This window comes from Ohtaekwangia koreensis (genome assembly GCF_900167975.1).
Lineage (GTDB): Bacteria > Bacteroidota > Bacteroidia > Cytophagales > Cyclobacteriaceae > Ohtaekwangia > Ohtaekwangia koreensis.
The window spans coordinates 553,364-578,874 of record NZ_FUZU01000001.1 but is presented as its reverse complement, the minus strand read 5'-3'; the positions used below and the strand labels follow the sequence as shown (position 1 = coordinate 578,874).

The 25,511-nt window shown below is 42.7% G+C and carries 24 protein-coding genes; 12 read left to right on the top strand and 12 right to left on the bottom strand.

What is annotated here, in order from left to right; translation table 11 throughout:
• Positions 1-40 precede the first annotated feature (40 nt).
• A complete protein-coding gene (locus tag B5Y40_RS02485; RefSeq protein ID WP_079685123.1) occupies positions 41-688 on the bottom strand; it encodes a DUF3575 domain-containing protein in 648 nt (215 codons plus the stop codon).
• Between the two features lie 347 nt (positions 689-1,035).
• Between B5Y40_RS02485 and B5Y40_RS02480 the strand changes: the two genes are divergently transcribed.
• From B5Y40_RS02480 to B5Y40_RS02435, 10 genes are all read left to right on the top strand, one after another.
• Entirely contained in the window at positions 1,036-1,887 is an 852-nt protein-coding gene (locus B5Y40_RS02480) for a universal stress protein (protein ID WP_079685122.1), read from the top strand.
• Positions 1,888-1,889: 2 nt separating this feature from the next.
• Positions 1,890-4,283, top strand: coding sequence for a heavy metal translocating P-type ATPase (locus B5Y40_RS02475; protein ID WP_079685121.1), 2,394 nt, complete (start codon positions 1,890-1,892; stop codon positions 4,281-4,283).
• Positions 4,284-4,287: 4 nt separating this feature from the next.
• Positions 4,288-4,491, top strand: coding sequence for a cbb3-type cytochrome oxidase assembly protein CcoS (gene ccoS, locus B5Y40_RS02470; RefSeq protein WP_079685120.1), 204 nt, complete (start codon positions 4,288-4,290; stop codon positions 4,489-4,491).
• A 44-nt stretch (positions 4,492-4,535) separates the two neighbouring features.
• Complete coding sequence (hemN, locus tag B5Y40_RS02465) at positions 4,536-5,909, top strand: oxygen-independent coproporphyrinogen III oxidase (RefSeq protein WP_079685119.1); 1,374 nt, start codon at positions 4,536-4,538, stop codon at positions 5,907-5,909.
• Positions 5,910-6,150: 241 nt separating this feature from the next.
• Positions 6,151-8,286, top strand: a complete 2,136-nt coding sequence (gene ccoN / locus B5Y40_RS02460; protein WP_079685118.1) for a cytochrome-c oxidase, cbb3-type subunit I — start codon at positions 6,151-6,153, stop codon at positions 8,284-8,286.
• Positions 8,287-8,378: 92 nt separating this feature from the next.
• Positions 8,379-8,573: a cytochrome C oxidase Cbb3 gene (locus B5Y40_RS02455; RefSeq protein WP_079685117.1), complete on the top strand. Its 195-nt coding sequence runs from the start codon at positions 8,379-8,381 to the stop codon at positions 8,571-8,573.
• A 4-nt stretch (positions 8,574-8,577) separates the two neighbouring features.
• Entirely contained in the window at positions 8,578-9,531 is a 954-nt protein-coding gene (locus B5Y40_RS02450) for a cbb3-type cytochrome c oxidase N-terminal domain-containing protein (RefSeq protein WP_079685116.1), read from the top strand.
• A gap of 69 nt (positions 9,532-9,600) precedes the next feature.
• Positions 9,601-11,088 carry a cytochrome c oxidase accessory protein CcoG gene (gene ccoG / locus B5Y40_RS02445; RefSeq protein WP_245840459.1) on the top strand — a complete coding sequence of 496 codons (1,488 nt, stop codon included), beginning with the start codon at positions 9,601-9,603 and terminating at the stop codon, positions 11,086-11,088.
• A 4-nt stretch (positions 11,089-11,092) separates the two neighbouring features.
• The gene (locus tag B5Y40_RS02440) at positions 11,093-11,521 is read left to right on the top strand and encodes a FixH family protein (protein ID WP_079685115.1); all 429 of its coding nucleotides are present in this window, start codon (positions 11,093-11,095) and stop codon (positions 11,519-11,521) included.
• 1 nt (position 11,522) lies between these two features.
• Entirely contained in the window at positions 11,523-12,209 is a 687-nt protein-coding gene (locus tag B5Y40_RS02435; RefSeq protein WP_079685114.1) for a sulfite exporter TauE/SafE family protein, read from the top strand.
• 33 nt (positions 12,210-12,242) lie between these two features.
• Here the strand turns inward: B5Y40_RS02435 and B5Y40_RS02430 are convergent, their stop codons facing one another.
• The gene (locus B5Y40_RS02430; RefSeq protein WP_079685113.1) at positions 12,243-13,304 is read right to left on the bottom strand and encodes a response regulator; all 1,062 of its coding nucleotides are present in this window, start codon (positions 13,302-13,304) and stop codon (positions 12,243-12,245) included.
• An 18-nt stretch (positions 13,305-13,322) separates the two neighbouring features.
• Positions 13,323-14,573 carry a PAS domain-containing sensor histidine kinase gene (locus B5Y40_RS02425; protein WP_079687056.1) on the bottom strand — a complete coding sequence of 417 codons (1,251 nt, stop codon included), beginning with the start codon at positions 14,571-14,573 and terminating at the stop codon, positions 13,323-13,325.
• Between the two features lie 95 nt (positions 14,574-14,668).
• On the opposite strand from B5Y40_RS02425, the gene B5Y40_RS02420 reads away from it, so the two are divergent.
• A complete protein-coding gene (locus tag B5Y40_RS02420; protein ID WP_079685112.1) occupies positions 14,669-15,100 on the top strand; it encodes a universal stress protein in 432 nt (143 codons plus the stop codon).
• Positions 15,101-15,207: 107 nt separating this feature from the next.
• Here the strand turns inward: B5Y40_RS02420 and B5Y40_RS02415 are convergent, their stop codons facing one another.
• The 7 genes from B5Y40_RS02415 to B5Y40_RS02385 all read right to left on the bottom strand — a co-directional run bounded on the left by B5Y40_RS02415 (position 15,208) and on the right by B5Y40_RS02385 (position 23,334).
• Complete coding sequence (locus B5Y40_RS02415; protein WP_079685111.1) at positions 15,208-16,725, bottom strand: PAS domain-containing protein; 1,518 nt, start codon at positions 16,723-16,725, stop codon at positions 15,208-15,210.
• A gap of 246 nt (positions 16,726-16,971) precedes the next feature.
• Positions 16,972-19,131, bottom strand: coding sequence for an outer membrane protein assembly factor BamB family protein (locus B5Y40_RS02410; RefSeq protein WP_079685110.1), 2,160 nt, complete (start codon positions 19,129-19,131; stop codon positions 16,972-16,974).
• A 163-nt stretch (positions 19,132-19,294) separates the two neighbouring features.
• Positions 19,295-19,948 carry a DsbA family protein gene (locus B5Y40_RS02405; protein WP_079687055.1) on the bottom strand — a complete coding sequence of 218 codons (654 nt, stop codon included), beginning with the start codon at positions 19,946-19,948 and terminating at the stop codon, positions 19,295-19,297.
• A gap of 4 nt (positions 19,949-19,952) precedes the next feature.
• A complete protein-coding gene (locus tag B5Y40_RS02400) occupies positions 19,953-20,954 on the bottom strand; it encodes a manganese catalase family protein (protein WP_079685109.1) in 1,002 nt (333 codons plus the stop codon).
• An 84-nt stretch (positions 20,955-21,038) separates the two neighbouring features.
• Positions 21,039-22,211 (bottom strand): zinc-dependent alcohol dehydrogenase, encoded by a 1,173-nt coding sequence (locus B5Y40_RS02395; protein ID WP_079685108.1) that lies wholly within the window; start codon positions 22,209-22,211, stop codon positions 21,039-21,041.
• Positions 22,183-23,004 (bottom strand): SRPBCC family protein, encoded by an 822-nt coding sequence (locus B5Y40_RS02390; RefSeq protein WP_079685107.1) that lies wholly within the window; start codon positions 23,002-23,004, stop codon positions 22,183-22,185. Before B5Y40_RS02390 ends, B5Y40_RS02395 begins: the two co-directional genes overlap by 29 nt.
• A gap of 30 nt (positions 23,005-23,034) precedes the next feature.
• Entirely contained in the window at positions 23,035-23,334 is a 300-nt protein-coding gene (locus tag B5Y40_RS02385; RefSeq protein ID WP_159453583.1) for a DUF4142 domain-containing protein, read from the bottom strand.
• A 639-nt stretch (positions 23,335-23,973) separates the two neighbouring features.
• Between B5Y40_RS02385 and B5Y40_RS02375 the strand changes: the two genes are divergently transcribed.
• Positions 23,974-24,381, top strand: a complete 408-nt coding sequence (locus B5Y40_RS02375; protein WP_079685104.1) for a response regulator — start codon at positions 23,974-23,976, stop codon at positions 24,379-24,381.
• A gap of 76 nt (positions 24,382-24,457) precedes the next feature.
• Here B5Y40_RS02375 and B5Y40_RS02370 read toward each other — a convergent pair whose 3' ends face one another.
• Both B5Y40_RS02370 and B5Y40_RS02365 read right to left on the bottom strand, forming a co-directional pair.
• Entirely contained in the window at positions 24,458-24,736 is a 279-nt protein-coding gene (locus B5Y40_RS02370; RefSeq protein ID WP_079685103.1) for a hypothetical protein, read from the bottom strand.
• Between the two features lie 473 nt (positions 24,737-25,209).
• A complete protein-coding gene (locus B5Y40_RS02365; RefSeq protein WP_079685102.1) occupies positions 25,210-25,497 on the bottom strand; it encodes a hypothetical protein in 288 nt (95 codons plus the stop codon).
• Between the last annotated feature and the right edge of the window lie 14 nt (positions 25,498-25,511).

Here is a 25,511-nt window from a genome sequence, read left to right as displayed (position 1 = left end):
GAACGATATCGGAATATAGTATATAGCATGATCTATAGTTCTAAAATCTGAATCCGGCATTTACTCCGGTTACAACCTGAAACGAACGGATAGCATCCTGATTCAGGTATCCTTTTATAGACGTCTCTACATATACACCACCCAGAAAAACATCAATGGTAATTCTCTCGGCTATTACCCATTGGATGCCTCCATGTATACCACCACCAAGCTGATTGATGCGGGCACCATACCCCTGGCTATTATCGTATACTTTATAGTCAGAATATATCATAAAAAGCTCCGCATAGTATCCTGCAGGTGGCTCGCGTTTTTTTGTCAGATAGTATCGCAAGGCGGGTTGAATGGATGTACCCTTGAAATCAAACTCCTCGTAAGAGAAAACAGCATACTCTGCAGTAACAACCAAGCTTCGCGGTGCGACTCGTGCAAGCCTTTCGAACGTGACATTATAATACCCTACTAAAACCCCAAGCACATCACTCTTTATTACATTTCGTCTACGGTTCAGGAGCAGGCTATCCGCGCGCAAGCGCTCTTTATACTTATCATACCGGTCATCTCTGTCCTGGGCATAAACTGGGGTTGAATAACATCCGGCAAACAGCAGCACTGCAAAGCATGTTGTGCGCAATACTATAGCAACGGTATGCCTTTTAAAAACAGGTACAGTGAGGCGGGTAGTCATGATGCAATATAGCGGTTAATTTATACATGACTAAACCGTGAGATGAAGAGTTTAATTGACGAGACAACGGCTTCTAAAAATGGCTCCGTTTTACAGAAAAGAGGAGCCATAAACTCAATCTTTAGACATTTTTTAAAGCGATAATCCCGATATGCTACGCTAATAAGATTCCAGGAAGCAAAAAATCGGAAGTCTGACAAAAATCATGTTTTCAGGTGACCTATCTCAAAAGATAAGGCTGTTAATAAAAATACATTTGATCTATCATTCTAACAATAAGGTTCGGCATTGCTGATATACTATATACCGATCCCTGACAAATTAACGCACCCTAAAAAGATACCTATATGAAAAAGATTCTTGTTCCATGCGACTTCTCAGTGACAGCTGTTAATGCATTTCGCTTTGCGCTCGATACTGCTGCCCGATCAAAAGGCAGTGTTTACTTACTTCACGTCATAGAACTCCCGGTACTGCATGATAGTCTCATTATGCCGGTACTAAATTTCGAACAACAACTACTGACTGAACTGAAAGAGAAGGCAGAAGCAAGACTCGAAAAAGTAATCACAAAATATAATAAAGAAGGTCTGGATGTTGTCACCAAAATAGAGTTCGGAGTGCCCTCAAAGGTCATTCAAAATTATGTACGTGAGCAGTCTATCGACATCATCATTATGGGCTCGCATGGAGCGAGTGGTATAAAAGAATTTTTTATTGGGTCAAACGCAGAAAAAGTAGTTCGTCATGCAACCGTACCCGTTCTGGTTTTAAAAGACTACTTCAAAGGACCGATCACCAACATCGTATTCCCGCATACGCTGGATCTTGAAAATCAGGATGACCTCGTTACAAAAGTAAAAGCCTTACAAAGCTTCTTCAAAGCGAAGCTTCATGTAGTATGGATAAATACTCCGCTAAACTTTGCACCGGATTCATTGAATATGGATCGCCTGATCACATTCGCGAAAACGTATACTCTAAAAGACTATACACTGAACATCTATAATCATACAAACCTGGAGCAAGGGATTATCGAGTTCAGTAATACGGTAAAGGGAAATCTGATTGCCATGGGTACACATGGACGTACCGGTATAGATCATCTGATACTTGGAAGTTTAACAGAGACGGTGGTAAACCATACAAAGAAACTGGTGTGGTCATATGTAATGAACGAAGAACTTGTTGAAGCATAATAATGGTTGCCGAAGTAAACCGTGAAGTAAGTATAGACGTTACCTGTTTTCACTGTGGGCAGACATGTGAAGAAACACTATATCTTGACGAAAAAGCATTTTGCTGCTATGGATGCAAAACGGTATATGAAATTCTAAACAGCAACAATCTATGCCAGTATTATGACCTGGACAAAAATCCGGGTGTACAACTTAATAATAAAAGTGATGAAACGTATGGCTTTCTTAACGAGAAAGACATCCGGAAAAAATTACTGGATTTTGATTCTGATACTTTCGCCAAGGTAACTTTTTTTGTTCCGGCCATACACTGCGTCTCGTGTATCTGGCTATTGGAAAACTTACATAAAATCAATGCTGGTATACTTCGATCAGAAGTTCATTTCACAAAAAAAACAGTTACAGCAGAATTCAACCCGCAGCTGGTTACTCTCGGAACTATAGCTCAGCTGCTTGCATCCATTGGTTATATACCCAAGATCACGCTTGAAGATCACGCCGATGCAAAGCCCAAGAATGATCGGTCATTGGTACTCAAGCTATCCATTGCCGGTTTTTGTTTTGGGAACGTCATGCTCTTCAGTTTTCCTGAATACCTCGGCATCAACCATTCTGAAAAAGAGCTTATGAGAATTTTCTCATGGCTTAATCTCGCTTTGGCTATACCCGTATTTTTCTATAGCGGCTTTGATTATCTACGTTCTGCATTTAAAAGTTTTCAGCAGAAACAAATCAATATAGATGTACCGATCGCGGCCGGACTAATTGCCCTGTTCGTAAGAAGTAGCTACGATATAATTACAGCAACCGGGGCTGGCTATCTTGATTCTTTTACAGGCCTTGTTTTCTTTTTACTGATCGGCCGGTGGTTTCAAAACAAAACGTATGAAAGCCTCGCGTTCGATCGCGACTTCACCGCTTACTTTCCCTTGGCAGTAAACCGAATGGAAAATGGTGAATGGAAACCTGTTGTGATCTATAAATTAAGAAGAGGAGATCAGATCAAAATCCGGAATATGGAAATTATACCGGCAGATAGTATACTGTTGGAAGAATCAGCCTATATAGATTATAGCTTTGTAACGGGTGAATCGCGGCCGGTAAAAGCTACACAAGGCGAACTGGTATATGCCGGCGGACGTTTGATCGGAACACCGGTTACGCTTATAGTCGAAAAGCAAACATCACAAAGCCACCTCACCAGCTTGTGGAATCACGATGCCTTTAAAAAGACAGAAGAAAGTAAATATCAAAAAATCATTGATCGTGCTGCACGCAAGTTCACATGGATCGTTTTAGGTATTGCACTTCTCACCGCTATATATTGGCAAATTACAAATCCATCGGCTATGTGGCTTGTGCTGACTTCCGTGTTGATGGTGGCATGTCCTTGCGCATTGGCATTGGCCGCTCCTTTTACACTGGGCAGCATGTTGCGGGTACTTGGAAGGAAACAACTCTACTTAAAAAACGCAGACGTCATTGAACGTATGGCAACCATCGATGCTGTTGTGTTTGACAAAACAGGAACCGTAACGCATGGTAATGATCCGGATGTTTCCTTCATGGGAGAATTACCGCAAGAAGATTTCAGCAGGATAAAATTACTGACCAGTTATTCCACACACCCGCTGAGCATAATTATCACAAAGTATATAAAAGGTATATCAAACGAGTCGGTTGAAAATTTTAAAGAGATTCCAGGAAAAGGTATTCAAGGCACTATAGCTGGGCGCGAATTCAGAATCGGGTCAGCGCTCTTTACAGGATTTCACTATACAGTCGAGCAGGAGGCATCGCATGTTGTTGTTTCCATAGATGACGAAGTAAAGGGATACTTCACACTAAAAACATCCGTGCGAAAAAACATGAAGGGCATGCTGCAGCGCCTGGGGCGCAAGTGTGTAGCCGTTTTATCGGGTGATCATGACACTGACAAAAACCAGATGAGACAATTGTTCCCGCCATCAACACAACTTCTTTTTAATCAAAGTCCACAAGACAAACTAAACTATATACTTGATCTTCAGCGGCAGGGTAAAAAGGTAATGATGATTGGCGATGGTTTGAATGATGCCGGTGCACTAAAGCAAAGTGACGTTGGTATAGCGGTTACCGATGACACCGGAGTATTTACTCCTGCCTGCGATGGAATTCTATACGGAGATCAAATTATGCTCCTGACAAGGATCCTGCGTTTCGCGAAGTCATCTTCTGCTATATTGAAAAGCGGATTTGCTATATCATTTTTTTACAACGCCATCGCACTCACGTTTGCTGTTACCGGACATTTAACTCCGCTTGTTGCCGCGATCATTATGCCGATCAGCAGCATCAGTGTGGTAGGATTCAGTACACTCGCCGTAAAGTTCACTGCGGCGCGTATTAAACTTTAAAGCTATGGGCATCATCACACTTTTAATTACCATCAGCGTTACCATCGCGATATTATTTCTTGGTGTTTTTTATTGGAATATGAAAAGCGGCCAATATGATGACACGTATACCCCTTCCGTGAGAATGCTGTTCGATGACAAGCCGGGATCAGCCGAGACTAAAAAATCAGAATCAAAAAAGTCTGACAAAAATCAGGTTTCGGTTTGATGGCGATCATACCAGATGCTTTCCGGTTTCTGGTACTTTGAAACATGACTTCGCAACCATCACAAGCAGCACTACTAAGAAAGTATGACGTTCCTACGCCGCGCTATACCAGCTATCCTACCGTTCCATATTGGAATATTGACAGTTTTACGAACGAGAAATGGATCAGAGCGGTTAGGAAAACGTTCGAAGAAACGAATGACACCAACGGAATAAGTATATATATACATTTGCCGTTCTGCGAAAGCTTATGCACGTATTGTGCGTGTTCTACACGAATCACAAAAAATCACAACATCGAAGTTCCCTATATACAGGCCTTATTAAAGGAATGGAGTTTTTATAGAAATATTTTCGGGAAGCGTCCCCTCGTACGTGAATTACATTTAGGGGGTGGTACACCTACTTTTTTTAGCCCACAAAATTTACGCTGGCTCATTACCTATATACTGGAAGAGGTGGAGCTGCATCATGATTTCGAATTAAGTTTTGAAGGTCATCCCAACAACACTACACGGGAGCATCTTCAGACGTTGTTTGATCTGGGGGCTACGCGTGTAAGCTTTGGCGTACAAGACCTCGATGAAAAAGTACAGCAAACTATACATCGGATTCAGCCTTTTGAAAATTTGCAGCAAGTAACGATGCAGGCAAGAGAAATAGGATATGAATCCGTTAGCTTTGATTTGATCTATGGCCTCCCCTTTCAAACACCGTTTACAGTTTCCGATACAATTGAAAAAGTACTCACGCTGAAACCCGATCGCGTTTCATTCTATAGCTATGCGCATGTACCATGGCTCAAACCAGGACAGCGTGGTTATGAAACCGCAGACTTGCCTTCGAGTTCACTCAAACGACATCTCTATGAAATCGGGAGACACTTACTTCGAAAAGCGAATTATGCAGATATAGGTATGGATCATTTTGCACTCCGTCATGATGCTTTATTTAAAGCACATGTAGCTGGAAAACTGCATCGTAACTTTATGGGATATACTGTAACCAACACCGACTTGTTGATTGGTCTGGGTGCTTCCGCGATCAGTGATGCAAAATACGCTTACGCACAAAACGAGAAAAAAGCTGAAGAGTATCTCGGTGCGATTCATCATAGCGGCTCCGCGATTCTCAAAGGACATATTCATTCAGACGAAGATCTACTGCTAAAGCAATGCATCCTTCAAATCAGTTGCCAGGGCGAGCTTAGTCCGGAACTTCTTATGCAAGTGATCAATGCCCGCATGCTGGATGCACTTATGGAAATGGAGAAAGAAGGTATACTATATTTATACGAAGCGGGAGGTCTGAAAGTAACAACCGCTGGCGAACCATTCATCCGGAATATCTGCAGAGTGTTCGATTCCTATATGCACGAAACCCAAAGTGACCGCGAGATTTTTAGCAAAGCTATATAGGATAACAATTACAACTCATCTCTAAAAGATAAATCACAAAGAAGGTCTTCACCATGTGAAGACCTTTTCCCTTTTTTCACCTGGTAAAAAAGTTTGCGTAGCCATTACGTTGTTTGCTCTTATTTACAACGAATCCATCCTGACAAAAATCAGGTTATGCAATAACAACCGTCATCAGCACGATGATCTTCTCCCTCTACTTTTATTGCCAGAATATTTGTGATAAAACTCTGAGCAACGTATGGAAGTAGAAAAATTCAGTTACGATAACAAGATCGTAAAAGCCTTCATGATCGCTACGGTCGTGTTCGGATTAGTAGGGATGCTGGTTGGTCTTACTGCGGCCATTCAGTTGGTATATCCAATTTTTAATTTTGATACGCAGTATACTACCTTCGGACGAATTCGTCCGCTGCATACCAACGCCATCATATTTGCCTTCGTAGGCAACGCGATGTTTGCAGGTATATATTATTCACTACAACGTCTGCTCAAGTCGCGGATGTTCAGTGACAAGCTTAGCTGGATTCATTTCTGGGGCTGGCAACTTATCATTCTTGCTGCTGCGATTACATTACCGTTAGGGTTTACTACTTCCAAAGAATATGCAGAGCTTGAATGGCCAATTGATATAGCCATCACCATTATCTGGGTTGTATTCGGCTGGAATATGATCGGTACCATTATCAAGCGAAGAGAGCGACACATGTATGTAGCCATCTGGTTTTACATCGCCACATTCGTAACGGTAGCCGTACTGCACGTTGTCAACTCATTCGAAATGCCGGTAACATTTTTCAAAAGCTATTCCTGGTATGCCGGAGTGCAGGATGCCCTTGTACAATGGTGGTATGGTCATAATGCAGTTGCATTCTTTTTGACAACACCATTTCTGGGTTTGATGTACTACTTTCTACCAAAGGCTGCTAACCGCCCGGTATATTCCTATCGCTTGTCGATCATTCACTTTTGGTCGTTGATCTTTATCTATATATGGGCAGGGCCACACCATTTACTATATACATCGCTTCCGGATTGGGCACAGTCGCTGGGTACTGTTTTCTCGATCATGCTGATCGCTCCATCCTGGGGTGGTATGCTAAATGGTTTGATGACGCTTCGTGGTGCTTGGGACCGCGTTCGTGAAGATGCTGTGTTGAAATTCATGGTTGTAGCCGTTACTGCATACGGTATGGCTACATTGGAAGGCCCGCTGCTTTCTCTCAAGAATGTAAATGCTATAGCCCACTTCACAGATTGGATTGTAGCGCACGTTCACGTGGGCGGCCTTGGATGGAACGGTTTCATGACGTTTGCTATCCTATACTGGATCACACCACGCATGTGGAACACAAAGCTATATTCCGCCAAGCTTGCCAACCTTCACTTCTGGCTTGGAACGTTGGGCATTATATTCTATGCGTTGCCCATGTATGTATCCGGTGTTGTTCAAAGCTTAATGTGGAAAGAATTCAATGCGGAAGGATTCCTGGTATATAAAAACTTCCTGGAGACAACAGTCCAGATCTTACCGTTGCATGCCCTGCGTGCTGTAGGCGGTGGCCTATACCTGATTGGCGCGATCATCATGACGTATAACCTGATCAAAACTGCATATGCCGGAAGCTTCATCGCGAATGAAGAAGCAGAAGCTGCACCGCTTGCAAAGGTATATATTCAAAAAACTGGAGGTTGGCATCATCGCGTATTGGAACACAAACCCGTTCTATTTACAATACTTACAGTAATAGCAATTCTACTCGGTGGTGTTATCGAAATGGTACCAACGTTCCTGATCAAATCAAATATACCTACCATCAGCAGCGTGAAACCCTATAGTCCGTTGGAGTTACACGGCCGTGATATATATATCCGTGAAGGATGTGTAAACTGCCACACACAAATGGTTCGTCCTTTCCGTTCGGAGACAGAACGCTATGGCGAATACTCCAAGGCTGGTGAATTCGTATACGACCATCCATTCCTCTGGGGATCAAAACGTACTGGTCCGGATCTTCACCGCATTAGCGGTAAATATTCCAACAGCTGGCACTACAATCACATGCTTGCTCCTGATGCTGTATCAACGGGTTCGATCATGCCAGCATACCCGTGGCTGTTTGAGCAGACGATTGACAAAGGTGAAACACGTGGCAAAATAAATGCGCTCAGAAAAATCGGAGTTCCCTATGAAGAAGGATATGAGCAAGAAGCGAACACCGATCTTGAGAAGCAGGCTGGAGAAATAACCGCCACATTAAAAGCTGACGGTATAGAAGTGGCAGACGATGCTGAGATCATTGCCCTTATCGCATACTTGCAGCGACTCGGAAAAGATATTAAAGCAGAGAAAACTGCACAGACTGAAAATCAGTAAGATGTATACCTATTAGTGAAGACGTAGTATCACCTAGATGCTACATCATTCCACGAAAGTATGTATCCAACAAAATAATAAACCTTAATGCCATGTATAAAAACGTTCTTCAAAGTATAGAGAACATCGCGATCTGGCCGATAATCTCTTTCGTTATATTCTTCGTATTCTTTCTCTGCCTGCTGCTCTGGGTATTTACTACTGATAAGAAATTTATTGATAAGATGAAGTCTATGCCCATGGATGATTCCTCCCTGAAAGAAGAAAATTTAAATATTAAACTGTAAGACCATGAGAAGAGCTGCATTATTAATTCTATCCATGATCTATACCTTGGGTGCTTTCGCGCAGGACACAGCGCAAGCGCAAGCAACTTTTTGGGATGATCCTGTAAATCATCCTATGCTTCCAGTATATCTGCTTGTTTTCTTCATCCTGGTGGTAATCACTTTGGTGGGCATCGTGGCGCTATACCTGGTACAGGTTATCAACATGCTTGTCGTTGAGGCGGATAAAGCAAGGGCTTTAAGACTTGGAGTTCCCTATATACCGAAGCCAACCCTGTGGAGCAAGCTGGTGCAACAGCTAAACGCGTCCGTACCGGTAGAAGAAGAAAAAGACATAGAACTCGACCACAACTATGATGGCATAAAAGAATTGGACAATCATTTACCACCGTGGTGGAAATGGCTTTTCTATGGCACGATTGCATACGCCATTGTATATATTGTGGTGTTCCACTTTTCGGATACGCTTCCGCTTCAAGAGAAAGAGTATCAACAAGAACTCGCGCTTGCTGAGGAGCAAGCCCGGAAATTGAAAGCATCTCAACCACAGGAAGAAATAGATGAAAGTACATTAGTCTTCAGCAATGACCAGGCGCTTATCGAAAAAGGGAAAGCGGTTTTCAATGGCAACAACTGTGGCGCTTGTCACAGGAATGATGGCGGTGGAAATACTATAGGACCAAACCTCACCGATCTATACTGGCTGCATGGTGGCGATGTGAAACAAGTCTTTCATACCATTAGAAACGGAGTGGTTGAAAAAGGAATGCCAGCGTGGGGTAAATCCATGAGTCCACAGGATGTACGCAACGTCACCTTCTTCGTAATGAGCCTGCAAGGCACTAACCCTGCAAATGGGAAAGGTCCGCAGGGAGATCTTTTCAAACCGGCAACTGTAGAATTGGACAGTACAACTACTATTGTAGCAGACAGCGTAAAAGCTCAGGCTTCGTTATGAAATAACGTAACGCTGAAAGCGAAAGTTAAAAGCCGACAATACATATATAGGAAAGTATAATGGAAGACAATGGAAGGCGAGATTAGAATGAATATCCGGGAAGAGCGGTTAGCTAACAGCGCTGCCGCATCGCTTCCTTCCGAAACGGAAGAAGAATTCCGGGACAGCATTGCAACGGTGGATGATAAGGGAAAAAGAATATGGATATATCCTAAGAAGCCTTCCGGGTCATATCACAACTGGCGTATAGCCGTTACCGTTGTGCTCTTGTCAATTTTGTTTGGCGGACCATTTTTAAAAATCAATGGACAGCCTTTTCTCCTGATGAATGTCTTCGAGCGGAAATTTGTTATTCTTGGACAAGCATTCTGGCCGCAGGATTTCTTCTTACTGGCCATTGTACTCATAACTTTCTTTGTCTTTATCATTCTGTTCACCGTTGTATTCGGTCGTGTGTGGTGCGGATGGATGTGTCCCCAAACGTTATTCATGGAAATGGTTTTCCGAAAAATTGAATACTTCATTGAAGGCGATGCCACTGCGCAGCGAAGGTTAGCGAAGGAACCCTGGAGCGCGGGCAAAATCTTCAAAAAGACCGCAAAGCATAGTATATTTCTTGCTATATCGTTATTGATAGCACATACCCTTATGGCTTACCTGATCGGGGCTGATAATACAATTAGCATTGTAAGTCACGCCCCTTCCGAAAATATAGCAGGGTTTATAGGGTTAATTGCCTTCACCGGGGTTTTCTATGGTATATATGCAAAGTTTCGCGAGCAGGCGTGCATTGCAGTTTGTCCTTACGGCAGATTACAGGGAGTTCTCCTGACAAAGGAATCCATCGTTGTTGCCTACGACTGGTTGCGAGGCGAACCACGCAGTCGCATAAAAAAGAATACGGAAGCAAAAGCAAACACGGGTGATTGCATCGATTGTAAACTTTGTGTTCATGTGTGTCCTACCGGTATAGATATACGCAACGGTACACAACTGGAATGTGTCAACTGTACAGCCTGTATAGATGCATGCGATGATGTTATGATTAAAATAGGAAAACCGAAAGGGCTTATCCGCTATGCTTCTTATAATTCCATTAAAGATGGTATATCCAAAATCATCACCGCAAGAGTTATCGGCTACTCCGGTGTACTGATGGCTTTGATGACCATTCTGAGCTTCGCCCTGATCACACGCTCGAATGTAGAGACCACCGTACTGAAAGTTCCCGGCACACTATACCAACGTGAACCGGGTTATATCACGAACCTGTACAATGTCGAGTTTGTGAATAAAACATTCAATGAAATGTCGCTCGAAATTAAAATTGAATCTCCTGCTACAGCACAAATCCACAAAGTGGATGGTAAAGCGATCATCATTCCGGCAGAAGGTTTTGTTAAAAGTATATACTTTGTGCGGATCCCCGAAAAGAATGTAACCAATGCTCGCACGGTTATAAGACTGGGTATTTATCACGATGGAAAAAAAATAGAAACGGTGAAGGCTAAATTTATAGGGCCCGTCAGTAAAGCATCAGACGCTAAAAGAAATTAATATTATGAACTTCGGGAAATGGATTGTAGTGGCTTTCGTATTGTTTGCGGCATTTATAGCAACGCTGGTTACCGTGTGTGTCCGCCAGGACATCAGTCTTGTATCGAAAGATTACTACGCTGAAGAACTCGATTACCAGGATCAAATCCAACGGCTCAACAACACAGCACAACTACAGGAGAGGCCAGTCATTAAAGTAGTAAACCATACGTTGCACATTGAATTCAATCAGTTCGACAAAATGGAAAATGGCAAGTTGAAATTATTCTGTCCATCGAATGCAAAAATGGATCGCGATTTTAAAGTATCATCTTCCCACCCGCAGGTACAGTCATTCAATCTCGATGCGCTACAAAAGGGAATGTATCGCGCCAAGCTATCGTGGGAAATGAACGGCAAAGAATTTTACCAGGAAGAAGTAATCTATATCTGACATGTTCATAACTGCTTTGGTCATGGGGTTTGCCGGAAGCCTGCACTGTGTAGGGATGTGTAGTCCATTGGCCATGGCTGTTAGTAATCTAAATCCTGCTGCAACGCTGAACCGTCTGGTATATAACCTCGGAAGAATATTAACCTATAGCATCTTGGGATTGCTCATAGGAAGCGCTGGCTGGGCATTACCGTTAACTGAATTCCAGAATCCACTTTCTATAGTACTGGGAGTATGCCTGCTTCTTTTTTCAGTGATGGGCGTGACCAATATACATATACCGGTCCTCACAAAAATCATTCAAAACTTAACGACTATCTTAAAAACTATCTTCGCGAGATTTCTACAATACAAAAATCACTTCTCCATTTTTATACTCGGAACACTAAATGGTCTCCTCCCCTGTGGATTAACTTTTCTTGCCCTCACGTATTGCTTAACATTGGGAAGCCCTATAACAAGTGTTTACTTTATGCTGCTCTTTGGTGTGGGTACATTACCTGCGATGCTTGGCCTTACAGCCTTGTTCCAATATTTCGTAAAGCGTTTCAATCTAAGCTTTAGAAAAGTAACAACAGCGATGCTTTTTCTCTCCGGATGTTTGTTGATCGCACGGGTTCTCTTTGTTCACGAAGGACACACAGTGCAACCCGCGCAACACGCAACCGAGATCACGATCTGTCGTTAATATAGCAGCCTTATTCAGCATGCTATATATACATTAACGCGCTACGTTCCAGCGAACAACTTTCTCCAGCTTGGTGGGATGTATAATTTTGATCTTGCCACTTTCAATTTCAATAATACCTTCTTCTTTAAAATCGGATAGCACACGGATTACAGATTCAGAAGCGGTGCCTACCATTTTAGCGAGATCTTCACGGGATATAGCGATAACCGACTTGGCATCTTGCAGCGAAGTGGATTTCAGCAAAGCTTCAGCAGTGCGTTGCCGTACAGAATTATAGGCGAGGTTCAGAAGTTGTCTTTCGCGCTCTGCAACTTTCTTGCAGAGTAAATTTATAAAGCTTGCTGAGACATCCGGGTGACTTTGCATCATGAGTATAAAATCATGTCGCGGTATAGCAACGAGTTCCGAATCAAGCAGTGCCACTGCAGATTCTTTATAGTTATCATTTTCGAGCACCGGCTCAAATCCGAAAAAGTCGTTTGCTTCATACAGGTTGGTAATAAATTCCTTTCCGTCAGGATGTGACTTAAACGTTTTAACATTACCCGATTTAATGAAATATACCTGCAGCGGCATATCGCCTTCCGAAAATATTTCAGCCTTCTTTTTAAAAAGCTTTACTTTTCTATCTTTACCAAGGTCCTTTATGTTAAGAACTTTTTGTGCGTCTTTAATAAAGTTATCTAATCCTTCAGGCGTTGCTTCATAATGCTTCTGTTGCATGGCGCTCTTGCGCAGCCTGGTTTCAATGGCGTTGAGAAGATCTGTATCGTCAAACGGTTTTGTGAGATAATCATCTGCGCCCAGGTTCATCCCTTTGCGGATGTCAGTCTTCTCCGTTTTCGCAGTGAGAAATATAAAAGGTATACTCGCTGTATCTTCCTTCTTGCTTAATATATGAAGAACACCGTAGCCATCCAGCTCCGGCATCATAATATCACAAATGATAAGATCAGGCTTTTCATGTTGTGCTAGCTCCACTCCAATTTTTCCATTCTCAGCTGTAACCACATCATAATTAGCAAGCGCTAATATTTCACTGGTGTTTTCCCTGATCTCAGGATTGTCCTCAATTAAAAGAATCTTCTTCATAAGTAATTTCTTAAAATATTAAATTGGAATCGTTACTGTAAATATACTTCCCTTACCATGTTCGCTGGCGAAAGATATAGTACCTTCCAGTAACTCTATATATCGTCTTACGATGTTTAGTCCAAGACCAGTGCCCTGCACGTTCCCGGCATTGCTTGCGCGGAAAAACCGATCGAACAAATGCTTCTGATCCTCTTCCGGAATTCCTATACCTCTATCGTGAATACTGAAAACAAAATTATTGTCAACATTCTCGAACTTCAATACGATTTCCTTACCTGCATCTGAATATTTACTCGCATTGGAGATCAGGTTAAAAAGTATATTTCGCAAAATGCGCGGATCAGAATAAATTTCATTCAAAGAAGTCTCATAGGCAATATCCAGTGTCTGACCGGGCTTTAACACCGGACTTAATTCTTCGTGAACACCGTCCACAAACTCCTTCAAGTGTATAGATTCTTTGTTTATATCAATGACACCTTCCTCGAGCTTACCCAATGATAAAAAGTCATTCAGAATAGAAGTAAGATGATTCACCGAAGACTTTATTCGCTGCACATGCTTATCAACTTTTTCTTTTTCACCACGATCGTTGTATTGATTAATCAAAGAAGCAGAACTCAACACGGTACTCAGGGGTGTCCGAAATTCATGCGATGCTATGGAGACGAACTTGGTTTTTAATTCATTCAGTTCCCGCTCTTTCTCCAGAGATTTACGTGCCTCTTCTTCCGCTTTCTTGCGCTCTGTTACTTCGTTCTCAAGTTCCTGTATAGTTTTGTGCAGGGCTTCTGTCCGCGACTGCACTTTCTTTTCGAGTTCCGCAGCATATACTATCAATTGTTCTTCACTTCGTTTGAGTGCGTCTTCAGCTTTCTTCCGTTGTGATATATCACTGATAAAAGCCATTACCAAAATCTTGCCCTGAACTTTGGTATAGCTCAAGCTGATTTCGATAGGCACTTCCAGTCCGTCTTTCTTCAAGCCGGTAAGATCTCTGCCAAAGCCCATTCTTCTGGGTTCGGGATGGGCGTTGAATCCTTTCCGAAAATTAATGTGTCTGCCACGGTATCGCTCAGGCAAAAGCTCTTCGAGCATCACATCCGTCAGTTCATTTTTGTCGTAGCCGAAAATAAGTTCAGCAACCGGATTGGCAATTACAATTTTCCCTCCTTCGTCCACCATCAAAATCCCTTCCGACATACTCTGGAAGATCTCCCGGAAGGCATCATTCGTCACAAGCGATATAGGTACATTCACGTCCATAAGTAGCAAATTTACTTCCTTAAATATCCTGATAAAAATCATACTTCCGATTGATCAAAATTCCGATTTTGCCTTTTAAATACATTTACGTTTGTATGGTGAAAGAGACTTCAAAGCCCAATGCAATGGCCAATACCATCTTATGTACCATCAATTTACCTGAATCTTCGAAGGAAGCGGTTCAGTGGGCAGTGACCATGGCGCAACAGCTCAAGGTTCACCTTACGATCTTATATACTTACCGGTTGATTCAATCACAATCCGGAGAAGTAGTGCAATTGAAAAAAAGAATTGAAGAAGATGCCTACAAACAATTTCTCGACATTGAGAAAGAGCTATTGATCGGTAGAGGGATCTCGTATGATTTCAGAACAGAGGTTGGTTTTATAGCCGATCGTATTGAAGACCATGCAAAGAAAAATAATCTTAACTTCCTGGTCATCGACAAAAATGTCAGTAGTCGCAGCAAAGAAACCTTCGAAGAATTAATGGAACATATACAGGTTCCAACACTCGTTGTACCGTAAGTTTTCGATATCAGTTACTGGTCTAACATATACTTCATAAGGGAAACACAGTATAGATCAGAAAATTCATACTTCCAATCCATACTATACCTGATCTCGTAAGGCGCTTATACTTCTGCAGGAACAAGTAATCCCAGCACTTCCATTTGACGATGGTATAGCTTCTCTGCAAAAGCATCATCTTTGATATGGTAGCGGGCGCCTATATATTTTGTAATCTTTCCATTATCGATCACCGGTACAATGGTTGCATCCACCCAATAATGTGTGCCATCCTTCTTTTTGTTTTTAACAATACCGCGAAACGTTTGTCCTTTTTTAAGTACAGTCCACATGCGATGAAAGATCTCTTTGGGCATATCCGGATGACGAACGAAGTTATGCGGTTTACCCATCAGTTCTTCGGCACTATATTGTGATACCTCACAGAATTTAGAATTCACAAACGTAATGGTCCCATGCAAGTCAGACTCGGAAAGTATCGTAGTGAGTCCAAGTACTTTTTCGCGGGTCTCCAACTGGCCCTTTATCATTGCATTTTCCTGTAGTTGTCGCGCCATCTGCTCTTGCACCGACTGGAGCTCTTCGAAATTCTGACGCAACTCTTCTTCCTGCGACCGGAGTTCTTCCATGTGTTGCTGTGATTCATGCAACAGCTGTTTTACATTTTGATTGGTTCGTGCAGATTGGACAACGGCTCCAAATGCCTCTGCGGATTTTTCGAGAAACTTAATTTGATGTTCCTCCAGCCTGCTAAAGGAAGCTACTTCAATAACACCACTCACAACGTTATTATACTTCATGGGAACAATCACAATGCAGGTAGGATTTGCATTTCCCAAACCAGATGTAATACGAATATAGTCTTGCGGAACATCGTACAGTATCATCGTTTCTTTTTCCAGAAAACATTGTCCCGTAAGGCCTTGCCCGATACCGATTGAATGTGAAACAAATTTCTTTCGATCGAATGCATACAATGCTTTCAGGTTCAACGTCTCTTCGTCAGCTTCACTCAATATATATACCGACCCCTGGTTGCATCCCAGGTATTTCACGAGATACCGAAGCACTTCATCTGATACCTGATCTACATTATTCACAGTACGGAGTAAATCTCCGAATGCCGCCAATCCCTGATTTTCCCAGGCCCTCTTTTCTTCTGTATTCTTCCCTGTGAAAAGCTTATCACGAAAATGTTCGAGCTGTCCGGCTACCGCTTTATTCTCAAAAGCTTCCGACACTGACGTTTCAAAATTTTCATTTTCAAGTTCATTGATAAATTTCTCCAGAAATGTAAACTGATCCTTTTCACGCTGTAGCTGATCTTCAATTTTCAGCTCGCGTTCGCCTATCATTCTCCCCATACTATAAAAGAGTGCAGTCAGGAAAAAAGGTGACGTAAGAATGATCCAATGTGTAGGATTTGAATTATACAGAAGTTGAATACTGGCAGGTGTAAAATTGAGATCTTTGGCCAGTATATCTGTAACAATAGCAATGACAATGAGCGCTATACCAAGAAAAAACCCAAGGTACGCCATTCTATATTTAAAGGTGTGACTATTCAGCGCAAAAAGGTTATAGGTATAACCCGCGTTAGACGCATTTGTATAGGATTGCATAATACTTTAAAATGTAATGAGTATTGATATATAGTTTCAATTGCAGATCAAAAGAACCAAGTAACCTGGTTGCGCTTCACAGTATCCTTCCCTATACCTATGGCTCGTGAGGGATTCGGCCATAACGGGAGCAATTTTTACTTTTTGGATTTAAGAAAACATGATAAAAATCAGAGAATGTGAATTTCCCTGATGACTTTCACCATGACTATTACGATAGAATGCATGAAACGATGTTTAGCCAGTCTAATCCGGTAAAGCAAAAGCGATATAGGAGTCGCCTGACTTTGTTTTCAGTTTTCCACCGCCACACGCTATCACGATATATTGTTTTCCGCCCATCGCGTATATCGATGGCGTTGCGTAGCCTGGCGCTGGTAATGTCGTTTCCCATAGTAAGGCTCCGGTTCGTTTACTGAACGCTCTGAACTTACCATCCTGCGTGGCTGCTATAAATAGAAGCCCGCTTGCAGTTACAACAGGTCCGCCATAATTTTCAGTACCGGTCATTGGTTTTACATTCTTGAAAGCCGGGTGCTCGCCTAAAGGAATACGCCATACAATTTCTCCGGAGTTAAGATCCACTGCATTCAGTGTCCCCCACGGTGGTTTTATGGCAGGATAGCCTTCTTTGCTTACAAATTTATTATAGCCTGTAATCCTGTATGGAATCTCAGTGGGATCTTTTGCAGCGGCAGAATCTGTTGCTATAAATGATTTATCCTTTAATGATTTTATATTCAGTACAAAAGCAGCAATAGCCGTACGCTGCTCTTCCGATAAATGTTGAAAGGAAGGCATCATTCTTCTGCCTGCTGCTACGAAGCGTATAAATGTATCAGGAGTATATTTACTATCAAGGTTTGCTAATGCCGGGTAGTTGCCACCACCTTCGCGGTTCACACCATGACAACTGCTACAATTATTTAGATATAGTCTCTCGCCTGCAAGGGCATACGATTCTTTACCCGTCTCATTTGCCTTTACATCGGTGAGCGTAATTACCCACGGCACTTCATTTGCATTTATATACATGATACCCGTGGCTGGATCAAAGGCAGGGCCACCCCATTCGGCACCACCGTCAAGTCCCGGGAAAAATATACTTCCTTCCCGGGAAGGCGGAGTAAACATATGACCTTTCTGATAGCTGTCAAATTGTTTCTTCAGATCGTTATACGATTCTTCGGGTACCAGGTCATTTAAATCTTCAGCTGTAAAAGTCTGTCGCATAAATGGAGCCGGCTTTACCGGCAGGGGCTGCGTTGGAGATATCTTTTCACCGGCTATAGCACCGGCAGGCACGGGCACTTCATCGATATCGAACAAAGGTTTACCCGTCTGGCGATCGAACATATATATAAATCCGGTCTTCGTTGGCTGTGCCACGGCATCCACCATTTTCCCTTCATGCTGAACGGTTACGAGTGCAGGCGGTGTAGGTATATCACGATCCCATATGTCATGATGTAAATATTGAAAGTGCCAGATTCGCTTACCTGTGGCAGCATCGAGCGCCAGTATACAATTTGCAAACAAGTTATTTCCTTTGCGATTACCTCCATAAAAGTCGAATGCAGCAGAACCCGTAGGGGCAAAGAGTATACCCCGCTGCTCATCCAACGTAAAACCCGGCCATGAGTTAGCGCCTCCTATAAATTTCCATGCATCCGGATTTTCCCAGGTATCATAACCATATTCACCAGGATGCGGAATGGTATGGAAGATCCATCGCAATGTTCCTGTTTTCGCATCATATGCACGAATGTGACCAGGCGCTGCATCTATACCTTCCGATACGCGTGTGCCTATAATAATCAGATCTTTATAAATTATACCGGGCGATGTAGCAGTAACGAACAAGTCTTTCACATCACGACCGAGTCCTTCATGCAGATCAACTCTCCCGTGTATACCAAAATCTTTTTGTAATATACCTGTCGCGGCATCAACAGCATACAAATGCGAGCCCGCTACATAGAAAATGCGTTTATCCGTACCGTTGGTCCAGTAGGTGACACCACGATTGTTATTCAGTATAAAATCAAGTTCTTTATTTGCAGCAGTACGCTGTCGCGGATCGAACACCCATTTCTCTTCTCCGGTCGCAGCATTCAATGCAATGAGTTTCAGTTGTGGAGATGTTGCATATAGTATATCATCTACTATAACAGGATTACACTGGATCTGCGAGTGATTCACTGTGTCCGCGTCTTTCGTATGATACGTCCATGCAACTTTCAACTGATGGACATTTGAAGAATCAATTTGTGTAAGCGATGAATATCGGATACCTTCCTTTGTTCCGCCTGCAACTTTCCAGCCGGTATATGTATCATCACGCGTGGAACAAGCAACCAATAGAAAGATAATGAACACCACGATAGAACGGCTGAGCGGGTACATATATACAGATTAGAGTTTAGCGCAAATTCCTAATGTAGTAAATCCCGTTGAAGAATGTATCCTGCCAACTTCCCGACATTCAGACTTTCCGACTTCCGGACTTTCCGACTTCCCGACTTTCCGTCTTCTTTAAATTATCAAAATGTATACGAACGGTTTAACCCTATAAATCAAACTGCCCTACTGCCTCCATGAGTACATTGTAAGGCCGATAGCCCACCATCATAATAGCCTTGCCATGCGGATCAGCCATTGTCAAAGTCGGGTAGCGTCCAATTTTGTGAAAGGATGCTTGCTTGAGATCTTCACGGAAAGCGTTCTTTCCTTTCCCTGCTTTGAGGTCGAGCTCAAATTGTATGGCATCAAAATGATCCGGCTTTTCTGTTGCCAGTTCGCGCGCCAGCGTCAACAACACTTCTTCCTTTGCTATATTCATTTCGCGCACCATTACAGCTTCTCTTACTTTGAAGAGATATAGTCTTTCAGCTTTCGCAGATTGGAGAGCAGCACATTTTACTGCGATGCACGATGGATAGGACGATGCAGGTGGATCTTTGTGCCAGACGCTATAATTCATTTCCGTACCACTCACCTGACTGGCGTGCATCCATACAGGTCCCATTTGCAACGGTCGGGATACACTATTGATCGGATCGTTATACGTTTTCCAATCCGGAAGCATACCACACATTATATAGCGCACATCGATCTTCGAACTATATTCTTCCAGGAACCGGCTCCATTGTTTTTCAAATGCCCAGCTCCAGCAACAAAGCGGATCGGTATAATAGTGAACTATTAACCGATCCGTATGCATAGCCTTACTTGGATTTTTTTGCTCTGGATGTTTTTGTTTTTGCTGATATAGGTTCATCTTCACCGTCTCCGCTTAATACATATTGACTCCACTGATTTTCGCCTTCCGTAGTGGCTGCCTTTATTTCTTCACTGCGTTCTCTACTCAGATCTTTGTTAATCTTTTGGATCAATGCATCCGTACGATTAGTGCCTTCTATATTCTGGTCTATCAAACCGTTGGTTGACTCCACATGAGCAATGGGATCTTCTATATAGCGCCAGGTTTCTCCTAACTGTGGACTTGTTCCTTCATTCCATGGTCCGCGTGCTTCCTGTCCACTCGACATGTTAAAGTATGTATTGCTATGACGTGGGTCAGCCTGCAGAATTCCAGGAGGAAAATTAGGCTGAATTGTCTCAAGCGCGGCCTGGAACATTTGGAAGTGTGCCACTTCACGGGTCATCAAAAATGTAAGTGTATCTTTTACGTACGGATCATCCGTAAATTTCATCAGGTACTCATATACAATTTTTGCGCGCGACTCGGCTGCTATATTTGAACGAAGGTCTACAGTAAGATCTCCATTCGCATTTACATAGGTACCATTCCAAGGTATACCATGACTATCAGTAAGCACAGGACCACCTGCACTCTCTACCAGGAAATGCGGATTAACCATGGCTTCATGAATCACATTTTCTTTTGCAGCCTTACCTCGCAACAGTTCCATGATCTCTGCTTCATCGGCTGCATCTTTCAGTTTTCCGTTTACTCCGGAGAGCAACATCTGAATCGTTGCACCTACAATTTCCAAATGACTGAACTCTTCGGTGGCTATATCCATCAACAAATCATATTTATCCGGATACGGCTCTTTGGCAGAAAACGCCTGAACAAAATATTGCATCGCTGCCTTGAGTTCTCCGTTCGGGCCACCAAATTGCTGTAGTAATAAATTCGCGAAGCGAGGGTCTGGACCTGATACCCGCGCATTAAATTGCAAGTCTTTTACGTGATAAAACATAAGTCTCTCTTTTAGGTGATTAAAGAAATTACAAGTGATTACTATATCCTATGGTATACAGTATATCTAGTGATCAAATTTTATTTAATTGGGTGTAAACACTACCCGCAAGCATTTGTCTTTTTTCTTCTTGAACATATCATATCCTTCAGGGCCTCTGCTAAGTGGCCACAGGTGCGTCAACAGAAAAGAAGGATCAAGTTCATTTTGCGCCAAGTGCGCCAATAGTCTCGGTATATATTTCTGCGCATGCATCTGCCCCGTACGAATGGTAAGTGCCTTGTTCATTACCGCTCCCATCGGGAATTTGTCAATGAATCCGCCATATACTCCTACAACTGAAAGTGTGCCACCCTTACGGCAGGCAACGGCTGCTTCGCGCAGTACATTCGGCCGATCATTCTCCAGTCGCAGCGTCTGCTTCACGCGGTCATACATATAGTCTATACCCGGACTATGCGCCTCCATGCCTACAGCATCAATGCACCGGTCGGGGCCTCGGCCTCCGGTCATTTCTTTGAGTGCTTCCTGTATATCTACCTGTTCATAGTTTAATACTTCGGCATGTGCTATTTCATTTGCCATGCGTAACCTTTCCGGAATTCGGTCGATCGCGATAACACGCTCCGCTCCGAGTAGATATGCGCATTGTATGGCCATCAGCCCAACACCACCACAACCCCATACCGCTACTATATCTCCGGATTGTATACCGGCCATATCAGCCCCCATATACCCGGTTGGTAAAGCATCAGACGCAAACACTACTTTTTCATTTGCAAGTCCTTCCGGAATTTTGAAAGCACCCTTGTCAGCGAACGGTACACGAATCAAATCAGCATGGCTTCCTGCGTATCCGCCAAAAGCATGGGAATATCCAAATATACCGGCCGATGTGGCTCCGTATACTTTCTCGAGCAGCGCAGCATTCGGATTGGAGTTATCGCACAGCGACCATGCACCACTGCTGCAGTACGAACATTCACCGCAGCCGATGATAGACCCTACTACAACACGATCACCTTTCGCCAGTTTCTTTACTTCTTTCCCTATATCTACTACTTCACCTATAAATTCATGACCGATGATATCCCCGGCTTTCATTGTAGGTATATATCCACCTAACAAATGCAGATCAGAGCCACACACCGATGACATGATCACGCGTATGATCGCGTCATGCGGATTCAGTATTACTGGATCAGGGACTGTTTCGACCCGCAGGTCGTTAATGCCGTTCCAACATAGGGCCTTCATAATTATGGTGTTGATATGACTGTTTGAATTTCTTTAGTTTCGATCTCACTTTATCCTGCAAACGGCCTGAAGGTCCTTCTGCAGTCGGAATCTCTCCTGTCTCCACTATATTTTTAAATCTCCGCAGGTCCTCCTGGATCAGCAATTCCACCACGGGATTAATCAGCTTTGCTGCCAAGGCACCAACATCGCCTGCGGGTAGCCTGTACGATATAATTGCATGTACTTCAGTACCCCACTGACCGGGTGCATCTTTGAAGGTAACTTCACCTGCATTGTCGATTGTAGATCCGGGCAGTGATTCCCAGAATATATACTCATCAGGTCGGTCCTCCACAATTTCTGCTTCCCATGAAACGGATCCAAGTCCACGCGGGATCGCGGCTGTCCAATGAGAATGTGTAGCATCCGTCTCTTTCACTTCCGATAAGTGCTTCATGAAACGCGGAAGATTTTCAAGCTTGCGCCAATAAGCATATACTTCTGCACGCGGCTTGTTGATGGTAAAGGCGCGCGACACTTGTATAGCCGATGCGTTCTTGCTAACCGTGTTCCTTTGGAGCGCACGGTTCACAGCACAGTATCCTACAAGTCCACGCGTAAGTAAATAACCACCGCCCAGCAGCAATGCTATACCTTTTCCGTTCTTCATATTCCGTACGCCAAGTGATGCCAGCGCGAGCCCACCCAGTACAGACGCTATACGTTCCCCTGTGCCTATATTAATTATACTCGAGCCTGTTGCAGGCGGAATATGTATGGCACTTGAATTACCCGATCTATTTTCCAGCATATAGATATATATTATTCATACAGATATATATTAATCACCTTGCAATGCATCCAATACTGTAGCTACACAATCTGCTTTTTTGCAAATGCGTGCAAATATGTGGTAAAGATTATTCGCATAATTGATCAAGCGCTGTTCCTTTCCATTGCTTGCTTCTGTCTCAAACAACGTTTCTGTTTTCTCATGGTCCTTTATCTGGCTATGGATATAGGCTGTATCAAAGGAATATCCCGACAGCGCCGCGAGCATCTGCTTTTTCTGTTGGTGCTCTGCATCCAGTCCTTCCGGAATGGTTGCCAGCAGTGCTACACTTGCTAGTCTTGCCCACATAAGCATTCACTTTTTGATTGCTATAGTGTAAAAACTGTTCCGCTCAAGAATTGCTATATTCTGATTTACTGATGGGTAACCGCTTCCCTACAGGGCACCACAAGTATCAGCTCCATTCCACATTACGTCTTCATTGTTCATCACAACGGGGATATAGGATACGAGACGAAGTCCTTTTTAGAATGATGCATTGCATGCGACACAATACCGTAGAAGCTCAACAAGATGAGTGCTCTGTTAGAATAGAATAGAATAGAAAGTAGGAGGAGGAATAATACAGAAGATGTAGCAGCCTGGAGCAACCCGTCTATGTTATAACATTTTCATTCTGCCCGTAATATAATCGTGAAGGCTGCGAGGGATCCAAATGCTGGATATATACATAGGCCATCCCGGTTTTTGAAGAGAGATTTTAAAGAGTTCGCGCACGCCTCTACGCCTCCCACCAATCGCTGCGATAGGGAAAGATTTGCTTTTTTCTTTGTTGTTATTGTTTCGCTGGCTTTAGCCTTTCCCATTATACAGATGATTATCTAAAATTATGCCGGGTGGTTATTTGGGAATTATTTTTGGAAATTATAAACCGCAAAACTAGCAAGTGTTACCTAAAGCTCATAATTTTAAAATAATTAGCAAGCTATGCATCTACTTATACTCATAGTCGATGACGATCAGGACGATATTGAGATACTCCGTGACGGTGTCCGGGAAGTAGAAACCAATGCTCAATGTATTTATGCTCACAACGGAGAAGACGCTCTGCACCTGCTCCACTCGATCGTTCATGGAATGCCCGATGTAATTTTTCTGGATCTGAATATGCCACGTATGGATGGCAAGAAATTTCTGGAAGCTATTAAGAAAGATGAGAAGCTTTCACATATCCCTGTTGTAATCTATACAACCTCGAAACTTGAAAAGGACAAGGAGGAAACAAAAGCATTGGGTGCCGCACATTTCATTAGTAAACCCACTACCATCTCAGAGTTGAATAAGGCATTGGCCAAAGCGTTTGCTGTATGTTTTAAGAATGAAATCAAAAGGTAATTATTTTAACGACAGGCTATAGCAATAATAGCATGCTATATTTCAAAGGCTCGCACTCGCTATACATACACTAAAATTAAAGCAGTATTTTTTGATAAGCTCCTAATCTGGATTCAAACTTTGCATTCAGATCTTTGTTTTTCAAACACCTGTCCACAACATTAACTTTCATGTCTTCAAATAAATTACCCCGCTCCTGAACATAGAAGCGAATGGACTTTTGTTGAGAGTCCACATGATTATCTACCCTGGTATACGAAGTGCCCAGCGCATCTAACGTCAGTTCCACCAATGCTGCCTCCTCAGCAGTAAATGCCTCGTAAAAATCTTTTTCTGAAAATGCGCTTATGTTCATATAGTGTTTATATAGATTTCAAAAATTATTAATCCAGGATCTATTGTTACGAAATTTTCGAACTGCAGAAATACACCAATGCTATACTTTTGAAAGTACATACACTATATATCATTTAATGGAGCGCCTGCAAAAGCGAAGTCGGCATTCACGATTTAAATTATATTCAAAATTTGTACCCGACTGTATATCACTTCAAAAAGCTAACAGATATAGATACTTAAACTATTCTGAGGCGAACGTACTGAAGCCGATGTTACAGCCTTAGAAATGTGACACTCGTTAGAATGGGACACTCGTTACATAAAAAAAACTGGTCAACTCTACTTGATAAGAGCTTGACCAGTTTTTCGATAGTAATAACTACCTACAATAATATTATATATGACTGCCTCAAAGTACCCGGAGAAATACGCTTACTATATCTCCTAAGGATTCGTTTAAACCAATGAAGTCAGTCGACTGCCTTTACTTCAGGCGTATATATGTGGTGTTGGAACGTGAATATCCGGAGTTGACAACCGTGATCTCTGACTTCCGAACGGAAAATATTGTGAGCTATATTTCAATGCTGTATAGCGTTCTGTTTCCTCTATAGTTGCAGGACGGCAGAATTTAAGGTTATATGTTCTGTTTACGTTCGCGCCTGTTTTCAGGTAAACTTCGTTGCACCCTGGTTTTGCTTCTACCATTAACGACATGGTATTGTAGTTCGGCTCAAATACTTCTGTGTGGCCCTGTTCTGGTTCAAATGTAAGCATGGTTGTATTGTTTA